The following is a 17,566-nucleotide window of genomic DNA, read 5'->3' as shown; positions in this document are numbered from 1 at the left end:
TGTCACGTCAACCCCCTGTCAACGGTGCTGACGCTAGGGGCGTGACGAGGCGGTCACATCGGGGGTCTGCCCCGGCCGTCCCCGGAGCCGGTCCACAGAGGTCGGCGGGACCGCTCGGGCGGTGCGGCGGGCATCATCCCGCGATTCGGACAACCGCCCGGGTCCAGCCCGGAGAGGTCGGCCACGACCCGTCGGCACCGACCCCGAACCACCTCCGGGTCATCCCTGAAGGGAACCCCGGGGCCGGGGCTGGCAGCGTGGGCAGCTGTACGAGGAGCGGTTCATGAACGCCTCCCGGCGGACCGGCGCACCACACCGCCGGCACGGCTCACCCTCGCGGCCGTAGACGTTCAGCGCCCGGTCGAAGTAGCCGCTCTCACCGTTGACGTTGACGTAGAGGGCGTCGAAGCTGGTGCCCCCTTCCTTGATCGCCTCAGCGAGCACGTCGCGGACGTGGCCGAGCAGGCGCAGCGCCGCCGGGCCGGTCAGCGCGTCGGTCGGACGGGTGCCGTGCAGCCCGGCGCGCCAGAGCGCCTCGTCGGCGTAGATGTTGCCCACACCCGAGATCAGGGTCTGGTCGAGCAGGGCCCGTTTCACCTCGGTGCGGCGGCGGCGCAGCGCGGCGACGAACGCCGCGTCGGAGAACTCCGGGTCCATCGGGTCGCGGGCGATGTGCGCGATCTCCGCGGGCAGGTCGGCGCCACCCTCGCTGACCGAGAGCCCGCCGAACGTGCGCTGGTCGACGAAGCGCAGCTCCGGCCCGTCGTCGGCGAACCGGAACCGCACCCGCAGGTGGGTCTCGTCGGGCGTGCCGGGCGGCTGGAGCAGCAGCTGGCCGGACATGCCGAGGTGCCCGATCACCGCGTCGCCGCTGTCCAGGGGCAGCCACAGGTACTTGCCGCGGCGGCGGACGTCCAGCACGGTCCGGCCGGCGAGCACGTCGGCGAAGTGCGCGCCGCCGGGGACGTGCCGGCGGACCGCGCGGGGGTGGCGGACCTCCACCGAGGCGATCCGGCGGCCGATGACCCACTGGGCCAGCCCCTGCCGGACGGTCTCCACCTCGGGCAGCTCAGGCACGTCGCAGGCCCGTCCCGCGGTCACCGGCGGCGGCGCCGGTCGCGTCAGCCGTGGCCGAGTCGGCGGCGGCCCGGGTGCCGTTGGCGCCGCCGGCGGTCGGACGAGCGCCGTTAACCGGGGCCTGCTCGACCCCGGTCGGGGCCTCCTTCTCGGCGACGTCGGCCGGCATGGCCTGCGCCAGGTGGTCGGCCTGCTCGGTCTGGGCCGCCCGCTCGGCCCGTTCCATCGGCCCGACCGGCTCATCCAGGTCGGCCGAGCCGCCCCGGTCGGTCCGCCCGTTCGCGCCAGCCTGGCCGCCCTGACCAGCCTGGCCGCCCTGACCAGCCTGGCCGCCCTGGCCGTCCTGGCCGTCCTGATCGGCGAGCGTGCGCCAGGCCGCCTCGGCGGCGCGCTGCTCGGCCTCCTTCTTGCTGCGCCCCTCGGCGCCGCCGTACCGGTTGCCGGCCACCACCACCCAGGCGGTGAACGTCTTGAGGTGGTCCGGGCCGGTTCCCTCGATCCGGTATTCCGGCACACCGAGCCCCTGCGCCGCGGTCAACTCCTGGAGGCTGGTCTTCCAGTCCAGGGCCGCGCCCCGGCCGGCCGACTCCGCCATCAGCGGATCGAAGAGCCGGTGGATGACGATCCCGGCGGTGTCCAGCCCGTACTGGAGGTAGATCGCGCCGAGCAGCGCCTCCAGGGTGTCGGCGAGGATGCTCGCCTTGTCCCGACCGCCGGTGGTCTCCTCGCCCTTGCCGAGCAGCAGGTACGCGCCGAGGCCGTCCGGGCCCAGACCACGGGCCACGTCGGCGAGGGCGCGCATGTTGACCACGCTGGCCCGCAGCTTGGCCAGCTGCCCCTCGGGCAGGTCCGGGTGGTTGTGGAAGAGCGCCGTGGTGATCACCACGCCGAGCACCGAGTCACCGAGGAACTCCAGCCGCTCGTTGGTGGGCAGACCGCCGTTCTCGTACGCGTACGAGCGGTGCGTCAGCGCGCGTTGCAGCAGGTCCGGGTCCAGGCTCACGCCGAACGCGGCTTCCAGGTGACCGACGGACGCCCGCCGCCGCTTGTCGTTGCTCATGATGTGCGTACCTCGGTGTCGGTGGAGCGGTCGGTGCGGTGCGTCGCGGCGTCGCCGTCGAGCAACGCGGAGACCAGGTCGGTGGCACGCCGCCGCCACAGGTGGGCGGCGAGGGCGATGCCGGAGGCGACGTCGGCGGCGCGAGCGGAGCCGTGGCAGACGACCACCGTCCCGGCTACGCCGAGCAGGGCGGCGGCACGGGGGGCGCCACCACCGACGGGCGGGCCGCCGGCCATCGCGTACGCGCCCTCGATCGCCTTGAGCAGCACGTTACCGGTGAAGCCGTCGGTGACCACCACATCGGCGCGCGCGCCGAAGGCCACGTCGTACCCCTCGACCAGCCCGACGTAGCGCGCCCCTGGAGGCAGCGGCTCGACGGCGAGCAGCGGATCGGTGGCCCGACGGACCCGGTCGCCCTTACCGGCCTCGGTGCCGACCGAGAGCAGGCCGACACGGGGCTCGGCGATCGAGTGTGCCACCGCGGCGTACGCGGCGCCGAGCACGGCGTGCCGGGCGAGGGTGGCCGGGCGGGGCTCCAGCGAGCCGCCGACGTCGAGCAGCACGACCAGCCCGGCGACCGCGGGCAGGGTGGCGACGAGGGCGGGTTGACGGATCTCGGGCCAGCGGCCGAGGCCGAGCACCGCAGCGGTGACGGTGGCGCCGGTGGCGCCGGCGGAGACGAGGGCGTCGGCGGTGCCGTCGCGGACGGCGGTGACAGCGGCCCGCACGGTGCTCTCCGCGCGGGCGGCACTGGGATGGTCGGCCATGCCGACGGCGTCGCGGACCGGCCGTACCGTGATCCGGGCGCGTTGGGCCGGATCGAGGGCAGCGATCAGCCCGTCGGCGACCTCGGCCGGGCCGACGAGAAGGAGATGCAGGTCAGGGTCGGCGCGCACGGCCCGCAGAGCGCCGTCAACCACGACGGCGGGAGCGTCGTCCCCGCCGAGGAGGTCAACGGCGATCCGCGCGGTGCCCGGCTCCACCGGAACGTCGACCGGAGTGGGCCGGCCGGCATCGGAGGGAGCCGGGGCACCGGGCGAATGCCAGGGTGCGCGCGCCGCCCGACCCGGGGTCGGGGGCGTCACTCGGCGTCCAGGTCAGACCTCGATGACCTGGCGGCCGTTGTAGGTGCCGCAGACGGAGCAGGCGGCGTGCGGCAGCTTCGGGGACTTGCACTGCGGGCACGCGACGGTCGCGACCACGGTCGCCTTCCAGTTCGCCCGGCGGGACCGGGTGTTGCTGCGCGACATCTTGCGCTTCGGGACGGCCACGGTTCTTACTCCTCTGTACGGGTCAGTTGCGACAGGCCCACCCAACGCGGGTCGATCTGCTGGTGACTGTGGTCGGCCGGCAGATCGTCCCAGTGCGTCCCGCATTCGGGGCACAGTCCTGGGCAGTCCTCCCGGCAGAGCGGGTTGGTCGGCAGCGTGAGCACCAACGCGTCCCGCAGCGCCGGCTCCAGGTCGATCAGATCGCCCTGCATCCGGCCCACCTCGTCCTCTTCGGTCGTGGCGTCCGTGGTGCTGTTCTCGTACGCGTACAGCTCCTGGATCGTCACGGCCATCGAGTCGTTGATCTCGCGCAGGCAGCGCCCGCACTCGCCCCGGACGGGACCGGTGATGGTCCCGGAGACGAGCACGCCCTCGGACACCGACTCCAGCCTCAGGTCGAGGTCGAGGTCCGCGCCCTCCGGAACGCCGATCAACTCCACACCGAGGTCCGCCGGTGCCGGCACGACCCGCTGGACGGTACGCAACGCGCCAGGCCGGCGCGGCAGGTCCCTCGTGTCGAGGACCAGCGGCGACCTGGGGTCGAGTGTCGATGGCGAGTGTTTGGGCATAGTCAGACTCCGGCCGGTGTGAGGCCGACAAAAAAGGTTACCTGGGTGACCGCCGGACCGTCGAACCGGGGGCGACGCCCGCCTAAGAATGTCGGCTGATGAGGTGCCGCTCAGAAGGGTAGCGGGCGTTCGGCCTCATCCCCACCGAAGGTGCCGATCTCCCGCAGCGCGTGCATCTTGTCGCGGCCGCGCTCTATCGAGGCGAGCGCCCTGGTCAGGAACTGCTCGAAGTTGGCCAGCGCGGTGTCGACGTAGTCGTCGACCTCCTCACGCAGGCGCTGTGCCTCGGCCCGGGCCTCGGCGATGATCCGGGCCCCCTCGTGCTCGGCCGAGACGGTGATCTCGTTCACCGAGACGAGGCGGGCGTGTTCCGCCTCACCCTCGCTGATGATCCGGTCCGCCTCGCGCTTGCCGGCTTCCATGATTTTGTCGCGCTCGTCGAGCAGCGCGGCGGCGCGACGCAGGTCGGCGGGGAGGTCGGCGCGCATCTCGTCGAGCGCCGCGATCATCTCACCCCGGTCGACCATGCAGTTGTTGCGCGACATCGGGACGGAGCGGGCCTGCTCCACCATGGCGATCAGTTCGTCGATGCGATCGAGCGGGTCCACCGGTACCTCACTCCTGTCGTTCGTCGGCCGACCTCCATGATGCGGGCTACGGCCGGTTCCCCGCTCTACCAATCATGTCGTGCCCGCCCCACACCTGCCCGATCCACCCCGACCCGGCGCGTCGCGGCACCGTCACACGGCGCGACCGAGCCGGCGAAGGGCCTCAATGATCTTGCACGTGCCGTCCGGCAACTGTCACAAAGGCCACGATCTTGGGACCGCGGCGACGCCGGAGCGTCAGGGGCGGGGGCCGAGGCGGGACTGGAGGGCTTCGCGGACCAGGTCGGGGACGTGGGCGGAGATGTCGCCGCCCCACTTGGCCACGTCCTTGACCAGACTGGAGGAGAGGAACGAGTAGAGCGGGTTGGTCGGCATGAACAGCGTCTCGACGCCGGCCAGCCCGATGTTCATCTGGGCCATCTGCAGCTCGTAGTCGAAGTCGCTGACCGCCCGCAGGCCCTTGATCAACACGCTCGCCTGCTGGGCCCGGCAGAAGTCGACCAGCAGCCCCCGGAACGACTCGACCCGCACGTTGCCGTACGAGGCGGTCACCTCGCGGAGCATGTCGATCCGCTCCTCGACGGTGAAGAGACCACTCTTCGACTGGTTTATCAGCACGCCGACGATCACCTCGTCGAAGAGCCGACTGGCTCGGCCGATGATGTCGAGGTGTCCGTTGGTGACCGGATCGAACGAGCCGGGGCACACCGCACGTCTCATGATCGGCGACCGTACCAAAGCGTGGTCTCGCCGTAACGGCGACTGCGCTCGGCCGTGATCCCGTCCACCCACTCGACCGGCCCGGTGCGGCTGGACCGCTCCACCACCACCAGGGCGTCGCTCGCCAGCCAGCCGCCGTCGACCAGCGTGGTCAGCAGCGCGGTGATCTCCGCGTCCGGCACCGCGTACGGCGGGTCGGCGAAGACGACGTCGTACGGCCCGCCGTCCGGGCCGGCGGCGAGCACGGTCGCCACCTTCCCGGTCACCAGGCGGACGGCGGGGCCGGCCCGCAGTGCCGCCACGTTCTCGCGGATCACCCGTGCAGCCCGAGCGTCGGACTCGACCAGCAGAACGTGCCGGGCACCCCGGGAGAGCGCCTCCAGCCCGACCGCGCCGGAGCCGGCGTACAGGTCGGCGAAGCGGGCACCGTCGAGATCGGCCTCGGCTTGGACTGCGCTGAACAGCGCCTCCCGGACCCGGTCGGAGGTGGGTCGGGTGCCGGCGCCGGGGGGCGCGGCGATCCGCCGGCCGCCGAGCGTCCCGGCCACGATCCGGGTCACCGTCTCCTCCTGCTCATGACCCCGACGCTACGCGAGCCGACGAAGGCCGCGACCGACACCGCCCGTATCAACCGGGCAACCACATGATCACGGCTCGTATATCGATGATCTCATGTTCATAACATCAGTCTTAGCGAATCCTGAGCGCTGTATCACTCGCGGCGATCTCGCTAGGGTCTGCCCGGTGCCGACGGCAACCCGCCGGCCCACGGCTCGGGAGCGCGCCCCCGCATCCGGACGTGCAGTGACCGTCCACTGTCGCTTCCGTGCCACGCCCCTAACGCTTCAGCACTCCAGGAGTACCCGTGATCCGTCCCAAGCTGTCGCTACGGCGACCGCTGGCCGTCCTGGGAGCCGCCCTCATCGGCGTCACCGGGGTCGTCGCGGTGGCCACCCCAGCCAGCGCACACCACACCACGATCACCGCAACCGCCGACTGCGACCAGCTCACCGGCGAGCGAGTGATCACGTGGAAGGTCGAGAACAGCGAGCGCGACAAGGCCGTGACGCTCAAGAAGGTGACCGCCGAGCCGGGCACCCCGGTGACCGTGCCCGTTGAGGGCGCCACCGCGGTGTCGCTGGAGGGTTCCGTCATCCCCAAGGGCGATTCCGTGACGGCCGTCCAGCGGGTGCCCGGCGACACCGCCAGCGCCAAGCTCATCGTGTTCGGCAAGTGGAAGAAGAACGGGCAGGAGGCCACCAACGACGGCGGCATCAACCTCGCCGCCGACAAGTCCTGCGCCCCGGCTCCGAAGTGCGTCGACGCCGACCAGGCCAAGTACAGCCACACCTTCGACGGTCCGAAGGGCACCGCCACCGTCAAGCTCGACGGTGAGCTGCCGCTCTGCGGCGAGAGCAAGCAGTGGTTCACGCTGGTGTCGTACTTCGCGCCGCGGCCGCAGTTCGCCACCCCGCAGTACGTCTACGGCACGCCGGACAGCGACTGGGTCGGCGGCACCCAGACCGAGATCAAGCTGAACGTCGAGATCCCGGACTGCCACACCCAGGTCGACCTGATCTGGGGCGACGGCGAGCAGGTCATCGACCCGCTGGTCGAGGGCGGCAAGCGGTACGGCGACAAGAAGCTGGGCTCCGCGGGCGCGCCGGGCAACCGGTCCAGCGGGCCGCAGGGCTGGTACAACGGCGGCGACAAGAGCTGCACCACCCCGGCCGCGACCTTCGCCTCCAAGTGCGACGGCACGGTGGCCGTCTCGCTGAGCAACGACGGCAAGACCAGCAAGTACCCGGTCGAGTTCGAGGTCAAGGGCGAGAACGGCTGGTCCAAGAAGGTCTCCGTCGAGGCCGGTAAGGCCGACACCAGCATCGTGGTGCCCGCCGCCGACGCCGGCAAGATCGAGGTGCTGGTCGACGGCAAGGTGATCGAGAACGGCACGTACTCGTGGCAGCGTCCCGAGGACTGCCCCCTGCCGGCCGTGACCACCGAGGCCGACTGCAAGAACTTCACGCTCACCGTGACCAACCCCAAGGGCGGGCTCCCGGTCAAGGCCATGTTCACCTACGGCGACAAGACCGAGACCCGGACGGTCGCGGCCGGCGAGTCGGAGAAGGTGACCTTCAAGGCCAGTAAGGCCGAGTCGGCGCTCGTCTCGCTGCCTGAACTGGACCTCGAGATGGAGGCGGTATACACGCCGGAGCAGGACTGCGGCGGCGGGGGTGCCGGCGGCGAGGAGCCGGGCCTCCCGGTCACCGGCGCGGCGGCGGGCGGCATCGCCGCCGGCGCGGTCGCCCTGCTGATCGCGGGCGCGGTGCTCTTCGTCATCGCACGGCGGCGTCGGGTGACCTTCACCGCCTGACCTGAACAGCTCACGGGCGCGTCGACCATCCGGTCGGCGCGCCCTTGGCGTCTGTCCGGGTCCATTGCGGAGCGACGTCCGGGCCAGGGCCGCAGGTGAGCGGTCCGCTACCGTGCGACCATCAATGATCACAAGTCGACGACATTGCCTGATGGCAATGATCTGAACGCCTCACATCCATGACCCGTCAGTACAGTCACCCTCTGTCCCCGCTTCGCCGCGGGCACACCCCCACGTCGCGCGACGCCGGTGAGTAGGCGACCCCTCGGTCGCGCCGCCTCCCGGCCTCTCGCCACGTGACCCGTAACCCCTCACCAGGAGCAGGCGTGAACCCTCCCAAGTCTCCGTTCCGGCGCGTGGCGGCCATCGCCGCCGGTGCGCTGATCGGCATCGCTGGCGTCGCGACGGTCGCCACCCCGGCCTTCGCCCACCACTCGACCATCTCCGGCACCGCCTGTGAGACGAACGAGGACGGCGTGTACCGCGTCCAGTGGACCGTGGTGAACAGCGAGGACGACCTCGACGCCACGATCACCGAGGTGTGGACCCCGTCCAACACCTACGTCAACGGTATCCCGGCCGGCCGCGAGCTGCCGAAGTCGACGGACGGCAAGGTCGTCGGCGTGCAGTACACCGCCAAGGGTGCGGCGCTCGACCTGAAGATCACCGCCGAGTGGACGCGCGACGGTCGACTGCACACCAACACGGCCACCGGCACCGCCGTGCTGGACGAGACCTGCGCCGCGGAACCGCCGACCGCCACCCCGACGCCGGGGGCGCCGACGCCGACGCCGACCGTGACGCCGAGCGCCGGGCCCTCCAGCCCGGCCCCGACGACCCCGGCTCCCACCACCCCGGCCCCCACCACTGCGGTGCCGACCCCGCAGCCGAGCGAGCCCACCGGCCCGCTGGTGCCGGAGGAGCCCAACGCCCCGGTCTTCGAAATCATCTTCGACTGTGACGCCCTGGTCATCTCCGCCGACAACCCGGCGGACGGCGTCGCCGCGACCATCGTGCTCACCACCGAGAAGGGCGTGAGCAAGAAGCTGGAGCTGACCCCGGGCAAGAAGACCGAGGTCTCCTTCGACGCGTACGAGGGGCTGACCGTCACCCCGAGCATCGACGGTGAGGAGGCCGACCCGGCCGACGCCGTGAAGTGGGCCAAGCCGGCCGACTGTGGCGAGGGCGAGGGCGGCGGCCTGCCGCTCACCGGCGCGAACACCACCATGATCGCGGGTGGCGCCGTCGTCCTGCTGGCCGCCGGCGCGGGCCTCTTCATGATGGCCCGCCGTCGCCGGCTCCGGTTCACCGCCTGAACCGAACCGCGCTGAACCCGAGGGCGCGTCGACCATCCGGTCGACGCGCCCTCGGGCGTTTCCGCCCGCGCCCACGCGCACCGAGACCTGAACCGAGCCCATCACGTTCTGGTTTCGGCCTCGAATGGTTCCGCCACTCGGGACAACCCCACCGCATTGCCGCCATTACCGTCAGTGAGTGAACCGGCCCGACTGGCGCCCGCATGGCGGTCGACCCCATGCAGCTCGAACCGCCGTCTGCTGAGCATCAAGTGATCAGGGTCGAATGAAACGTCAGCCCTTTTCCAGGTACTCGGCGCGGTCCTCGTCGACCAGGGCGGTGACCGACGCGGCAAGCGCCGGATGCCGGGTCAGCTCCGGGTCCTTCTCGACCAGGGCGATCGCCTCGGCGCGCGCGTCGCGGATCAGGTCGGCGTCGCGCAGCAGGGACAGCAGCCGCAGGTGTGAGCGGTGCCCGGACTGGGTGGCACCCAGCACGTCGCCCTCGCGGCGCTGCTCCAGATCCAGCTCGGCGAGCTTGAAGCCGTCGCCCGTGGAGGCGACCGCGTCCAGCCGTTCCCGCGCCGGCGACCCCTCGGCCGCCTCGCTGACCAGCAGGCAGAGCCCTGCCGCAGCCCCCCGGCCGACCCGACCGCGCAGCTGGTGCAGTTGGGAGACACCGAAGCGGTCGGCGTCCAGCACGATCATCACGGTCGCGTTGGGCACGTCCACGCCGACCTCGACGACGGTGGTGGCCACCAGCACGTCCAGGTCGCCGGCGGCGAAGGAGCGCATCACCGCGTCCTTCTCGTCGGCCGGCAGCCGGCCGTGCAGCACCCCGATCCGCAGCCCGTGCAGCGGCCCCTCCGCCAGCAGCGGGGCCACCTCGGTCACGGCCAGCGGCGGCCGGCGGCCGTTGTCGTCCACCGGCGGCGGCTCCTCGTCGCTGACCGGCCCCTCGCCAATTCTTGGGCAGACCACGTACGCCTGGTGGCCGGCGGCCACCTCCTCACGCAGCCGGCGCCAGGCCCGGTCCAGGAAGGCCGGCTTCTCCGCGGCCGGCACCACGTGCGAGGCGATCGGCGAGCGCCCCCGGGGCAGCTGGGAGAGGGTGGAGACCTCCAGGTCGCCGTAGACGGTCATCGCCACCGTGCGCGGGATCGGGGTGGCCGTCATCACCAGCACGTGCGGCGGCTGCTCGGCCTTGGCCCGCAGCGCGTCGCGCTGCTCCACCCCGAAGCGGTGCTGCTCGTCGACCACCACCAGGCCGAGGTCGGCGAAGTCCACTCCCTCGTAGAGCAGCGCGTGGGTGCCGAGCACGATGCCGGCGGCGCCGGAGGCCACCTCGCCGAGCGCCCGGCGGCGAGCGGCCGCGCCCAGCGAGCCGGTGACCAGCTCCACGCGAGTGGCATGCTCGGCGGAATCCAGCTCGCCGGCCCGCCCCAGCGGGCCGAGCAGGTCGAGCATGCCGCGGTGGTGCTGTGCGGCCAGCACCTCGGTGGGCGCCAGCAGCGCCGCCTGGCCGCCCGCGTCCACCACCTGGAGCATCGCCCGCAGCGCCACCACCGTCTTGCCCGAGCCCACCTCGCCCTGCAACAACCGGTGCATCGGGTGCGGGGCGGACAGGTCGGTGGCGATCTCCACGCCGACGTCAAGCTGACCTGCGGTCAGCTCGTACGGCAGCCGCGCGTCGAAGGCGTCCAGCAGCCCGCCGGGACGCGCCGGGCGGGGGCGGGCCGGCCAGTCGGCGGCCCGGTGCTTGCGCTGCACCAGGGTCAGCTGGACGGCGAACGCCTCGTCCCACTTGAGCCGATGTCGCGCCCGGTAGAGGTCCTCCTTGCTGCCCGGCCGGTGGATCTCCCGCAGCGCGGTGCCCAGCCCGACCAGGTTGCGGCTGGCCCGCACCGTGGCCGGCACCGGATCCTCCGGCGGGGTGAAGGTGTCCAGCACCACCCGCACGCAGCGGGCGATCACCCAGGTCGGCACCGCCGCCGCGGCCGGGTAGACGGGGATCAGCGCGCCGGCGAACTCCTCGATCTCGTCGCTGACCGCCGCCTCGCCGTCGCCGCCCTCGCCGAGCAGGACGTACTCCGGGCCGTTGAGCTGACGCTTGCCCCGGAACTCGGTGACCTTCCCGGCGAACAAACCCCACCGGCCCGGACGCAGCTCCCGCTCGCGCCACGCCTGGTTGCCGAAGAACGTCAGCGTCAGCAGCCCCCCGGAGCCGTCGCCGACGGTCACCTCCAGCAGGTTGCCCCGGCGTTGGCGCATCGGGCGCACCGCGGTGCGCTGCACCTGCGCCAGCACGGTGACCTGCTCGCCGACGTCCAGCGAGCGGATGTCGGTGTGCTCGCCACGCTCGTCGTAGCGGCGCGGGAAGTGGTAGACGAGATCACCCGCGGTGTGCAGGTCGAGGTGGGCGGCCAGCGCCTTGGCCGTCTTGTCCCCCACCAGCTTCTTCAGCGGGGTGTCCACCGTGGCCGGTTCGCTCATTCGACTCCCACCAGGAGCGGATAATTCGGCTGGCCGCCCGGGTACGCCTGCACCTCGACGAACGGCCAGCGCCGCGCGACGTGCGCGCGGACGGCATCGGTGAGCCCGGCCGGCGCGTCCACCCCGGCCAGCAGGGTGACCAGCTCCCCACCCCCGCCGAGCATGCGGTCGACCACCGCCGCGCAGGTGTCGGTCAGGTCGGCGCCGATCAGGTGCACCTCCCCCTCGACCAGCGCCAGCACGTCACCGGGACGGCACGGCCCGGCGACGGTCAGCGCCTCCCGGCTGGCGTGGCAGACCTCGGCGTAGCGGCAGGCACCCGCGGCCTCGGCCATCGCGATCACGTCGTCCTCGAAGCGGCGGGTGCCGTCGCGGACCGCGAGGGCGGCCAGCGCCTGCACCGGCGAGCGTGTCGGCACCACGCTCACCTTGATGCCGTAGCGGTGTGCCTCACGGGCCGCCGCGCTCGCCACCGCCTCGGTGTCGGGGTCGTTTGGCAGCACCACCACCCGTGCCGCGCCGGTGCTGCGCACCGCGTCGAGCAGCTCCCCGGTGGACGGGTTGCCCGGCACCACGGTGGCTCCCTCCGCGGCGAACAGCCCGGCGATCCCGACGCCGGTGGCCACCACCACGGCGGCACGGCCGTCCGCCGCCGGGCCGGGGGACGGCTCCGGTTGGTCGGCGAAGCGGGTCACCGAGATCCGGTACGGGCGGCCGGCGGCGACCCCCGCCTCGACCGCCGCGCCGACGTCGTTGACGTGGACGTGCACGTTCCAGGTGCTCTCCGGCTCACGGCCGTCGCCGACGACGACCAGGGAATCCCCCAGCGCCTCCAGCGCCCGGCGCATCCCGGTCACCGCCTCGGCCGGGGCGTCGAGCAGGAACTGCACCTCGTAGGCGTACTCCTCGGAGCCGGTCTCCCGGGCGATCGTGGCGGCCGGCCGGGCGGCGCGCGGCGCCGGCGCGGCGCGCACGGCGATCTCCCCCGTGAGCACCTCGACCAGGGCGTCGAGCAGCACGCAGAGGCCCCGGCCGCCCGCGTCGACCACACCGGCGCGGGCCAGGGCCGGCAGCTGCTCCGGGGTGTGGGCCAGCGCCTCGGCCGCCGCCCGCGCGGCGGCCCGGGCCACCGACGGCAGGTCGTCGCTGTCCGCCCGCTCGGCTGCGGCGGCGGCCGCGCCGACCACGGTGAGCAGGGTGCCCTCCACCGGCCGGGCGACCGCGGTGTACGCGGCAACGGTGGCGCCCCGCAGCGCGGCGGCCAGCTCCCGGCCGCGTACGGCCGGCACCGTGGCGGCCGCGTCGGCGAAGCCGCGCAGGATCTGCGAGAGGATCACACCGGAGTTGCCGCGCGCGCCGAGCAGAGCGCCCTGGGCCATCAGCCGCAACGCGTGCCCGTGCGCGGTCGGCCCGCTGTCCGGGAGCGTGTCCAGGTTCATGGCCAGGGCCTGCTGGGCCGAGGTGAGGGTGAGCACCAGGTTGGTGCCGGTGTCGCCGTCGGGCACCGGATAGACGTTGAGCTCGTCGATCTCGCCCTGGTGGCGCTTCAGCGCGGTCAACCCGGTCGCACACCACCGGCGGACCGCGGCGGCGTCGAGGGTGTCCAGCACGGCCAGAAGCCTACTGGCGCACGCCGACAGCCGTCGGACTCGTCCGGCGTGTCCGTTCGCCCCGGCTCCGGCGCTGAACCCGGCTCGGGCGGCCGGGACGGGGACCTCGGGTATCGTTGCCGCCGGACCGGCCCACCACCCGGCGGACGGGCGCACCAGCACCTGCCGGCCGGGCCACGGGCGGTCGCCCGACCGGGCCGGTTGGCCGGGTCGGCGGGTCATCGGGTAACCTGACCAGGTTGCCCGGGCAGCGCCTGCCGGCGACCTCATGAACGTTTCAATCCCAGGAGTATCCCGTGGCTAGCGTGTGCGACGTCTGTGGCAAGGGACCGGGCTTCGGCCACAACGTGTCCCACTCGCACCGGCGGACCAACCGCCGCTGGAACCCGAACATCCAGTCGGTGCGTACCCCGGCCGGTGGCGGCAACACCAAGAAGTTGCAGGTCTGCACCTCGTGCATCAAGGCCGGCAAGGTCACCCGCGCCTGACGCGGTAGCACCCACCTTCTCGTACGGCTCAGCCGGCGGACCCCTGCGGTCCGCCGGCTCTGTCGTGTCCGCGCCAGGTCGCTGACGGCTACGCGACGCGGCCGCCTGCCCGGCCGCCCGCCCGGTTAAGGTCTCGCTGCGCCGGACGTCCGGTCCGGCCCGGGCGAAGGGGTGACGGGTGCAGCTGGACCTGAGCCGGGACGAGATGGTCATGATGGGCTCCGCGCTGGATCTGCTGCGCGGGCTCGGCGATCTGCTGCCCGCCGGCAGCGTGGTCGTGGTCGAGGAACCCGACCTCATCCGCCGCCGCGACCTTGAGCGGCGCTGCGCCGCGCTGCCGTTCGTCTCCCGGCTGGTGGCGGCCGAGTACCAGACCGGCCTGGACCCGGCGGCGCTGCTGGCCCGGGAACCGGGGCTGGCCGCCGCGCGGCTGGTGGTGCCCGGCCAGGAGTACGGCGTGCTCGCCGCGGCCCGGCTGGCCGAAGCGCTCGGCCTGCCCGGCGCCGGCGTGAAGGCCGCCGAGATCTTCACCGACAAGCACCGGATGCGGTTGCTCGCCGCGGCGGCCGGCCTGACCAACCCGGCGTTCACGGTGGTCGCCACGGCCGCCGAAGCGACCGAGTTCGCCCACCGGCAGGGCGGGCGCTGCGTGCTGAAGCCCACCCGCCGCGCCGGCAGCCTCGGCGTGCAGATCGTCACCGACCCGGCGCTGGTCGCCGCCGCCTGGGCCGCCAGCGCCGATCCGGAGACGCCTCCCGACGCCATCGCCCACGGCCTACCCACCGCGGTCCTCGCCGAGCAGGTGCTGATCGGCACCGAGCACAGCGTGGAGCTGCTGATCGCCGACGGCGAGGTGCGCTTCGGCAACGTCACCGACAAGCGGGTGCTGACCGGTGGGCGGCCGGTGGAGACCGGGCACACCGTGCCGTCCGCCCTGCCCGAGGACGCCCGACGGGAGCTGCTCGACGTGGCCACCCGGCTGGCCGGCGCCGCCGGCTTCCGTACCGGCGTGCTGCACAGCGAGTGGATCCGCACCGTCGACGGCCCGGCGCTGGTGGAATGCGCCGCCCGGCTCCCCGGCGACCTCATCACCGTACTGATCTCGGTCGCCTACGAGTGCGGGTTCGTCGCCGCGTACCTGCGCACGCTCCGGGGGGAACGCCCGGCGCTGCCGGCCGGGCCGAGCGGCGCGGCGGCGGTGGAGTTCCTGCTCGCTCCGCCCGGCACCGTCACCGCCGTGGAGGGGGTACGAGCGGCCAGCCAGGTACCCGGCGTGCTGGACGTCGGGGTGGGCGTGGCGGTGGGCGACCGGGTCGCCGAGGTCACCTCGTCGGTGCGGCGCAGCGGCCAGGTGCTGGCCTGGGGCGCCGACCCGGCGGAGGCGACCGGGGCGGTCGCCCGAGCCGCCGCGCAGATCCGGATCACCACGGCCTGAACGCCGGCCACCGGCGGTCGGCGACTGCCCGGCTTCAGAGGGTGCGGCCGAAGGAGACGCAGCCCTCCTCGTCCTTGTAGAAGCCGAAGTTCGGGATCTGCTCATAGCCGGCGGAGGTGTACATGGCGATCGCCTCGGGCTGCCTGTCCCCGCACTCCAGGACCATCCGCTTGCGGCCCCGCTCACGGGCCGAGCGCTCGACGGCCGCCAGCACCGTCCGGGCCACGCCCCGCCCACGGGCCGCCGGGGCGGTGTACATCCGCTTCAGCTCCGCGGTGTCCGCGCCGTGGCTGCGCCAACCGCCACAGCCGACCGGGTCGCCGGCCAGGTAGGCGACGAGGAACGCGCCGTCCGGCGGCTCGAACTCGGCCACGTCCACCGGGGTGTCGTCGCCGGTGCCGCCGTAGCGTGCGCCGAGGTCGGCCAGCGCGTCGCGGATCAACTGCTGCGCCACCGGCGCGTCGAACCGCGCCACCCGGATCTCGATCTCACTCACGGCATCCAGGGTACGGCCGGCGCGAGGCCTCACCGGAAGTGGTCCCAGCCGCGCGGCCCTTCGTAGGGCGCGCCGTCGACGGTGACCCCGGTACCGGCCGTGACCAGGCCGATCGGCAGCCAGTCCGCCGGCAACGCCACCGCCGGGGGGAAGGTCGCGGCCAACGCGTGGTCCTCGCCACCGGCCAGGAGCCAGGTGTACGGGTCGACGCCGAGCGCCTGTGCGGCGTCGGCCATCTGCCGGGGCACCTCGAACGCGTCCCGGCGCACGTCGATCGCCACCCCGCTGGCCGCCGCCACGTGCCCGAGGTCGGCGAGCAGCCCATCCGACACGTCGATCATCGAGGTGGCGCCGAGACGGGCGGCCTGCGGTCCGGCCGGGTACGGCACCTGCGGCCGTCGGTACGCGTCGACCAGCAGCCGGGGGGTGCGGAAGCCGCGGGTGAGCACGGTCAGGCCGGCTGCCGCGTACCCGGTGCGGCCGGCCAGGGCCAGCACGTCACCGGGGCGGGCGCCGGAGCGCACCACGGGCGGGCGGCCGCCGAGGTCGCCCAGCGCGGTGACCGCGATGGTCAGGGTGGGGCTGGACGACATGTCCCCGCCGACCACGCTCGCGCCGACCGTGGCCGCCTCCGCGGCCAGCCCGTCGGCCAACTCCTCGGCCCAGCTGGTCTCCAGGTCCGCCGGCATGCAGAGGGCGACCAGCAGGGCGGTCGGGGTGGCGCCCATCGCCGCGATGTCGGCCAGGTTGGCCGCCGCGGCCCGATGCCCGACGTCCCGGGCCGAGCACCAGTCCCGCCGGAAGTGCCGCCCGTCGACCAGCACGTCGGTGGAGGCGGCGACCCGGGCGTCCGGGGCGGCCACCACCGCCGCGTCGTCCCCTGGGCCGAGCAGGGTCGTCGGTCCGAGCGGCAGGCGGGCGGTGATCCGCCCGATCAACCCGAACTCGCCGATCCCGCCCACGCTGGCGACACCGCCGGCGTTCCGTCCGTTCTGCCCGGCACCGCCGCGCTCGCTCACTGCTGCTCCTTGACCACCGATAGGGATCAGACCTGGTCCGTAAGGTAGTTTCACCCTTCGGGCCGCCCCTGGGCGGCGACGGACGGAGGTCGAGTCGTGGTACAGGCGTACATCCTCATCCAGACCGAGGTCGGCCGCGCACGTGACGTGGCCGGTCTCATCGCGGACCTTGCCGGCGTGGTACGCGTCGACGCCGTCACCGGGCCGTACGACGTGGTCGTCCTCACCGAGGCGAACACCGTCGACGAGCTCGGCAAACTCATCGTCAGCAAGGTGCAGATGGTGCCTGGCATCACTCGCACCCTCACGTGTTCGGTGGTGCGGCTGTAAGTGGACGAGATGGCTACCTCCTCCGCCGCTCGGAACGACGACCAGCTCGCCGGGACGCGCGACGGTGCGCCCGAGCCGGCTGACGGTATCCGTGAGCCGGCCGACCCGGCCGCCGACGCGCCGGCTGGCCGGGACCGGACGCTCCGCGGCGCGGCCCTGCTGGCCACGTTGATCGCGTTGCCGGTCACGCTGCTGGTGGCCGTGCTGGCCTTCACCAAGCTCTCCCCGGCGGAGCCGGCCGCCACGCCGAGCCCCACCGCCGCCCGGGTGCAGTCCACCGCTCCGGTCGAGATGGCCGCCCCGGCGCTGGCCGCCCGCCCGGCCACGGTCTGCCGTGCCCTGCTCTCCCAGCTGCCGCCGACCATCCGCGACCTGGCCCAGCGCCCGGTCACCGCCGGTCCGGAGCAAAACGCCGCGTACGGCGACCCCGCCCTCACCGTGGCCTGCGGCGGCACCGAGCCGACCGTCCCGGCCACCGACGAGGTCTGGACGGTCAACCGGGTCTGCTGGCACTCGGTCGAGCAGGGCGACGCGACCGTGCTCACCACGGTCGACCGGGAGACGCCGGTGACGGTGCGCATCCCACGCTCCTACGAGCAGCCGTTGCAGTGGGTGGCACCGGTCTCCAGCGCGGTCGTCGCCTCGGTGCCCTCCGGCGGCGCCGTTCCCGCCGGCTGCCGGGCCTGACCCGACCCGCGTTCCGCTGGGCGTGGTGCCGCGG

Annotated in this window: 17 protein-coding genes and 1 pseudogene; 6 read left to right on the top strand and 12 right to left on the bottom strand. The window is 73.4% G+C overall.

Translation table 11 applies throughout. The annotated features are described in order from the left end of the window. Positions 1-219: 219 nt before the first annotated feature. From mutM to rsmD, 8 genes and pseudogenes are all read right to left on the bottom strand, one after another. Positions 220-1,077 (bottom strand): bifunctional DNA-formamidopyrimidine glycosylase/DNA-(apurinic or apyrimidinic site) lyase, encoded by an 858-nt coding sequence (gene mutM, locus KBX63_RS01390; protein WP_210906968.1) that lies wholly within the window; start codon positions 1,075-1,077, stop codon positions 220-222. A gap of 304 nt (positions 1,078-1,381) precedes the next feature. Then, a pseudogene (gene rnc / locus KBX63_RS01385) lies at positions 1,382-2,137 on the bottom strand (ribonuclease III); the annotation flags it as partial. Further along, complete coding sequence (locus KBX63_RS01380; RefSeq protein ID WP_210907609.1) at positions 2,134-3,120, bottom strand: phosphate acyltransferase PlsX; 987 nt, start codon at positions 3,118-3,120, stop codon at positions 2,134-2,136. The gene KBX63_RS01380 and the pseudogene rnc, both read right to left, overlap by 4 nt. A gap of 114 nt (positions 3,121-3,234) precedes the next feature. Beyond that, the gene (gene rpmF / locus KBX63_RS01375) at positions 3,235-3,408 is read right to left on the bottom strand and encodes a 50S ribosomal protein L32 (RefSeq protein WP_074317731.1); all 174 of its coding nucleotides are present in this window, start codon (positions 3,406-3,408) and stop codon (positions 3,235-3,237) included. Between the two features lie 5 nt (positions 3,409-3,413). After that, positions 3,414-3,977, bottom strand: a complete 564-nt coding sequence (locus KBX63_RS01370) for a DUF177 domain-containing protein (RefSeq protein WP_089017299.1) — start codon at positions 3,975-3,977, stop codon at positions 3,414-3,416. A gap of 110 nt (positions 3,978-4,087) precedes the next feature. Further along, positions 4,088-4,585 (bottom strand): hypothetical protein, encoded by a 498-nt coding sequence (locus KBX63_RS01365; protein WP_210906964.1) that lies wholly within the window; start codon positions 4,583-4,585, stop codon positions 4,088-4,090. Positions 4,586-4,822: 237 nt separating this feature from the next. Beyond that, entirely contained in the window at positions 4,823-5,305 is a 483-nt protein-coding gene (coaD, locus tag KBX63_RS01360; protein WP_210906962.1) for a pantetheine-phosphate adenylyltransferase, read from the bottom strand. Beyond that, on the bottom strand, positions 5,302-5,865 hold the full coding sequence (gene rsmD / locus KBX63_RS01355) for a 16S rRNA (guanine(966)-N(2))-methyltransferase RsmD (RefSeq protein ID WP_210906960.1): 564 nt from the start codon (positions 5,863-5,865) through the stop codon (positions 5,302-5,304). The genes coaD and rsmD overlap by 4 nt, the downstream gene beginning before the upstream one ends. Positions 5,866-6,170: 305 nt before the next feature. Between rsmD and KBX63_RS01350 the strand changes: the two genes are divergently transcribed. After that, the gene (locus KBX63_RS01350; protein WP_210906959.1) at positions 6,171-7,679 is read left to right on the top strand and encodes a cell wall anchor protein; all 1,509 of its coding nucleotides are present in this window, start codon (positions 6,171-6,173) and stop codon (positions 7,677-7,679) included. 326 nt (positions 7,680-8,005) lie between these two features. Beyond that, positions 8,006-8,995, top strand: a complete 990-nt coding sequence (locus tag KBX63_RS01345; RefSeq protein ID WP_210906957.1) for a cell wall anchor protein — start codon at positions 8,006-8,008, stop codon at positions 8,993-8,995. A 273-nt stretch (positions 8,996-9,268) separates the two neighbouring features. Here the strand turns inward: KBX63_RS01345 and recG are convergent, their stop codons facing one another. After that, positions 9,269-11,467, bottom strand: coding sequence for an ATP-dependent DNA helicase RecG (gene recG / locus KBX63_RS01340; RefSeq protein WP_210906955.1), 2,199 nt, complete (start codon positions 11,465-11,467; stop codon positions 9,269-9,271). Beyond that, complete coding sequence (locus KBX63_RS01335) at positions 11,464-13,077, bottom strand: DAK2 domain-containing protein (RefSeq protein WP_210906953.1); 1,614 nt, start codon at positions 13,075-13,077, stop codon at positions 11,464-11,466. Before KBX63_RS01335 ends, recG begins: the two co-directional genes overlap by 4 nt. Before the next feature lie 296 nt (positions 13,078-13,373). Here KBX63_RS01335 and rpmB point away from each other — a divergent pair, with 296 nt between their 5' ends. Both rpmB and KBX63_RS01325 read left to right on the top strand, forming a co-directional pair. Then, complete coding sequence (gene rpmB, locus KBX63_RS01330) at positions 13,374-13,565, top strand: 50S ribosomal protein L28 (RefSeq protein ID WP_007456456.1); 192 nt, start codon at positions 13,374-13,376, stop codon at positions 13,563-13,565. A 178-nt stretch (positions 13,566-13,743) separates the two neighbouring features. After that, positions 13,744-15,000, top strand: a complete 1,257-nt coding sequence (locus tag KBX63_RS01325) for an ATP-grasp domain-containing protein (RefSeq protein WP_210906952.1) — start codon at positions 13,744-13,746, stop codon at positions 14,998-15,000. A 34-nt stretch (positions 15,001-15,034) separates the two neighbouring features. Here the strand turns inward: KBX63_RS01325 and KBX63_RS01320 are convergent, their stop codons facing one another. Further along, complete coding sequence (locus KBX63_RS01320; RefSeq protein ID WP_210906950.1) at positions 15,035-15,496, bottom strand: GNAT family N-acetyltransferase; 462 nt, start codon at positions 15,494-15,496, stop codon at positions 15,035-15,037. Positions 15,497-15,525: 29 nt separating this feature from the next. Then, positions 15,526-16,458: a thiamine-phosphate kinase gene (locus tag KBX63_RS01315; protein WP_210907606.1), complete on the bottom strand. Its 933-nt coding sequence runs from the start codon at positions 16,456-16,458 to the stop codon at positions 15,526-15,528. 153 nt (positions 16,459-16,611) lie between these two features. Here KBX63_RS01315 and KBX63_RS01310 point away from each other — a divergent pair, with 153 nt between their 5' ends. Next, entirely contained in the window at positions 16,612-16,845 is a 234-nt protein-coding gene (locus KBX63_RS01310; RefSeq protein ID WP_013284547.1) for an Lrp/AsnC ligand binding domain-containing protein, read from the top strand. Further along, a complete protein-coding gene (locus KBX63_RS01305) occupies positions 16,846-17,532 on the top strand; it encodes a DUF3515 family protein (RefSeq protein ID WP_307871576.1) in 687 nt (228 codons plus the stop codon). It abuts the gene before it with no gap. The last annotated feature ends 34 nt before the right edge of the window (positions 17,533-17,566 follow it).

The organism is Micromonospora sp. U21 (assembly GCF_018070045.1).
In the GTDB taxonomy this organism is placed as follows: Bacteria; Actinomycetota; Actinomycetes; order Mycobacteriales; family Micromonosporaceae; genus Micromonospora.
This window is presented reverse-complemented; position numbering and strand designations above follow the sequence as displayed.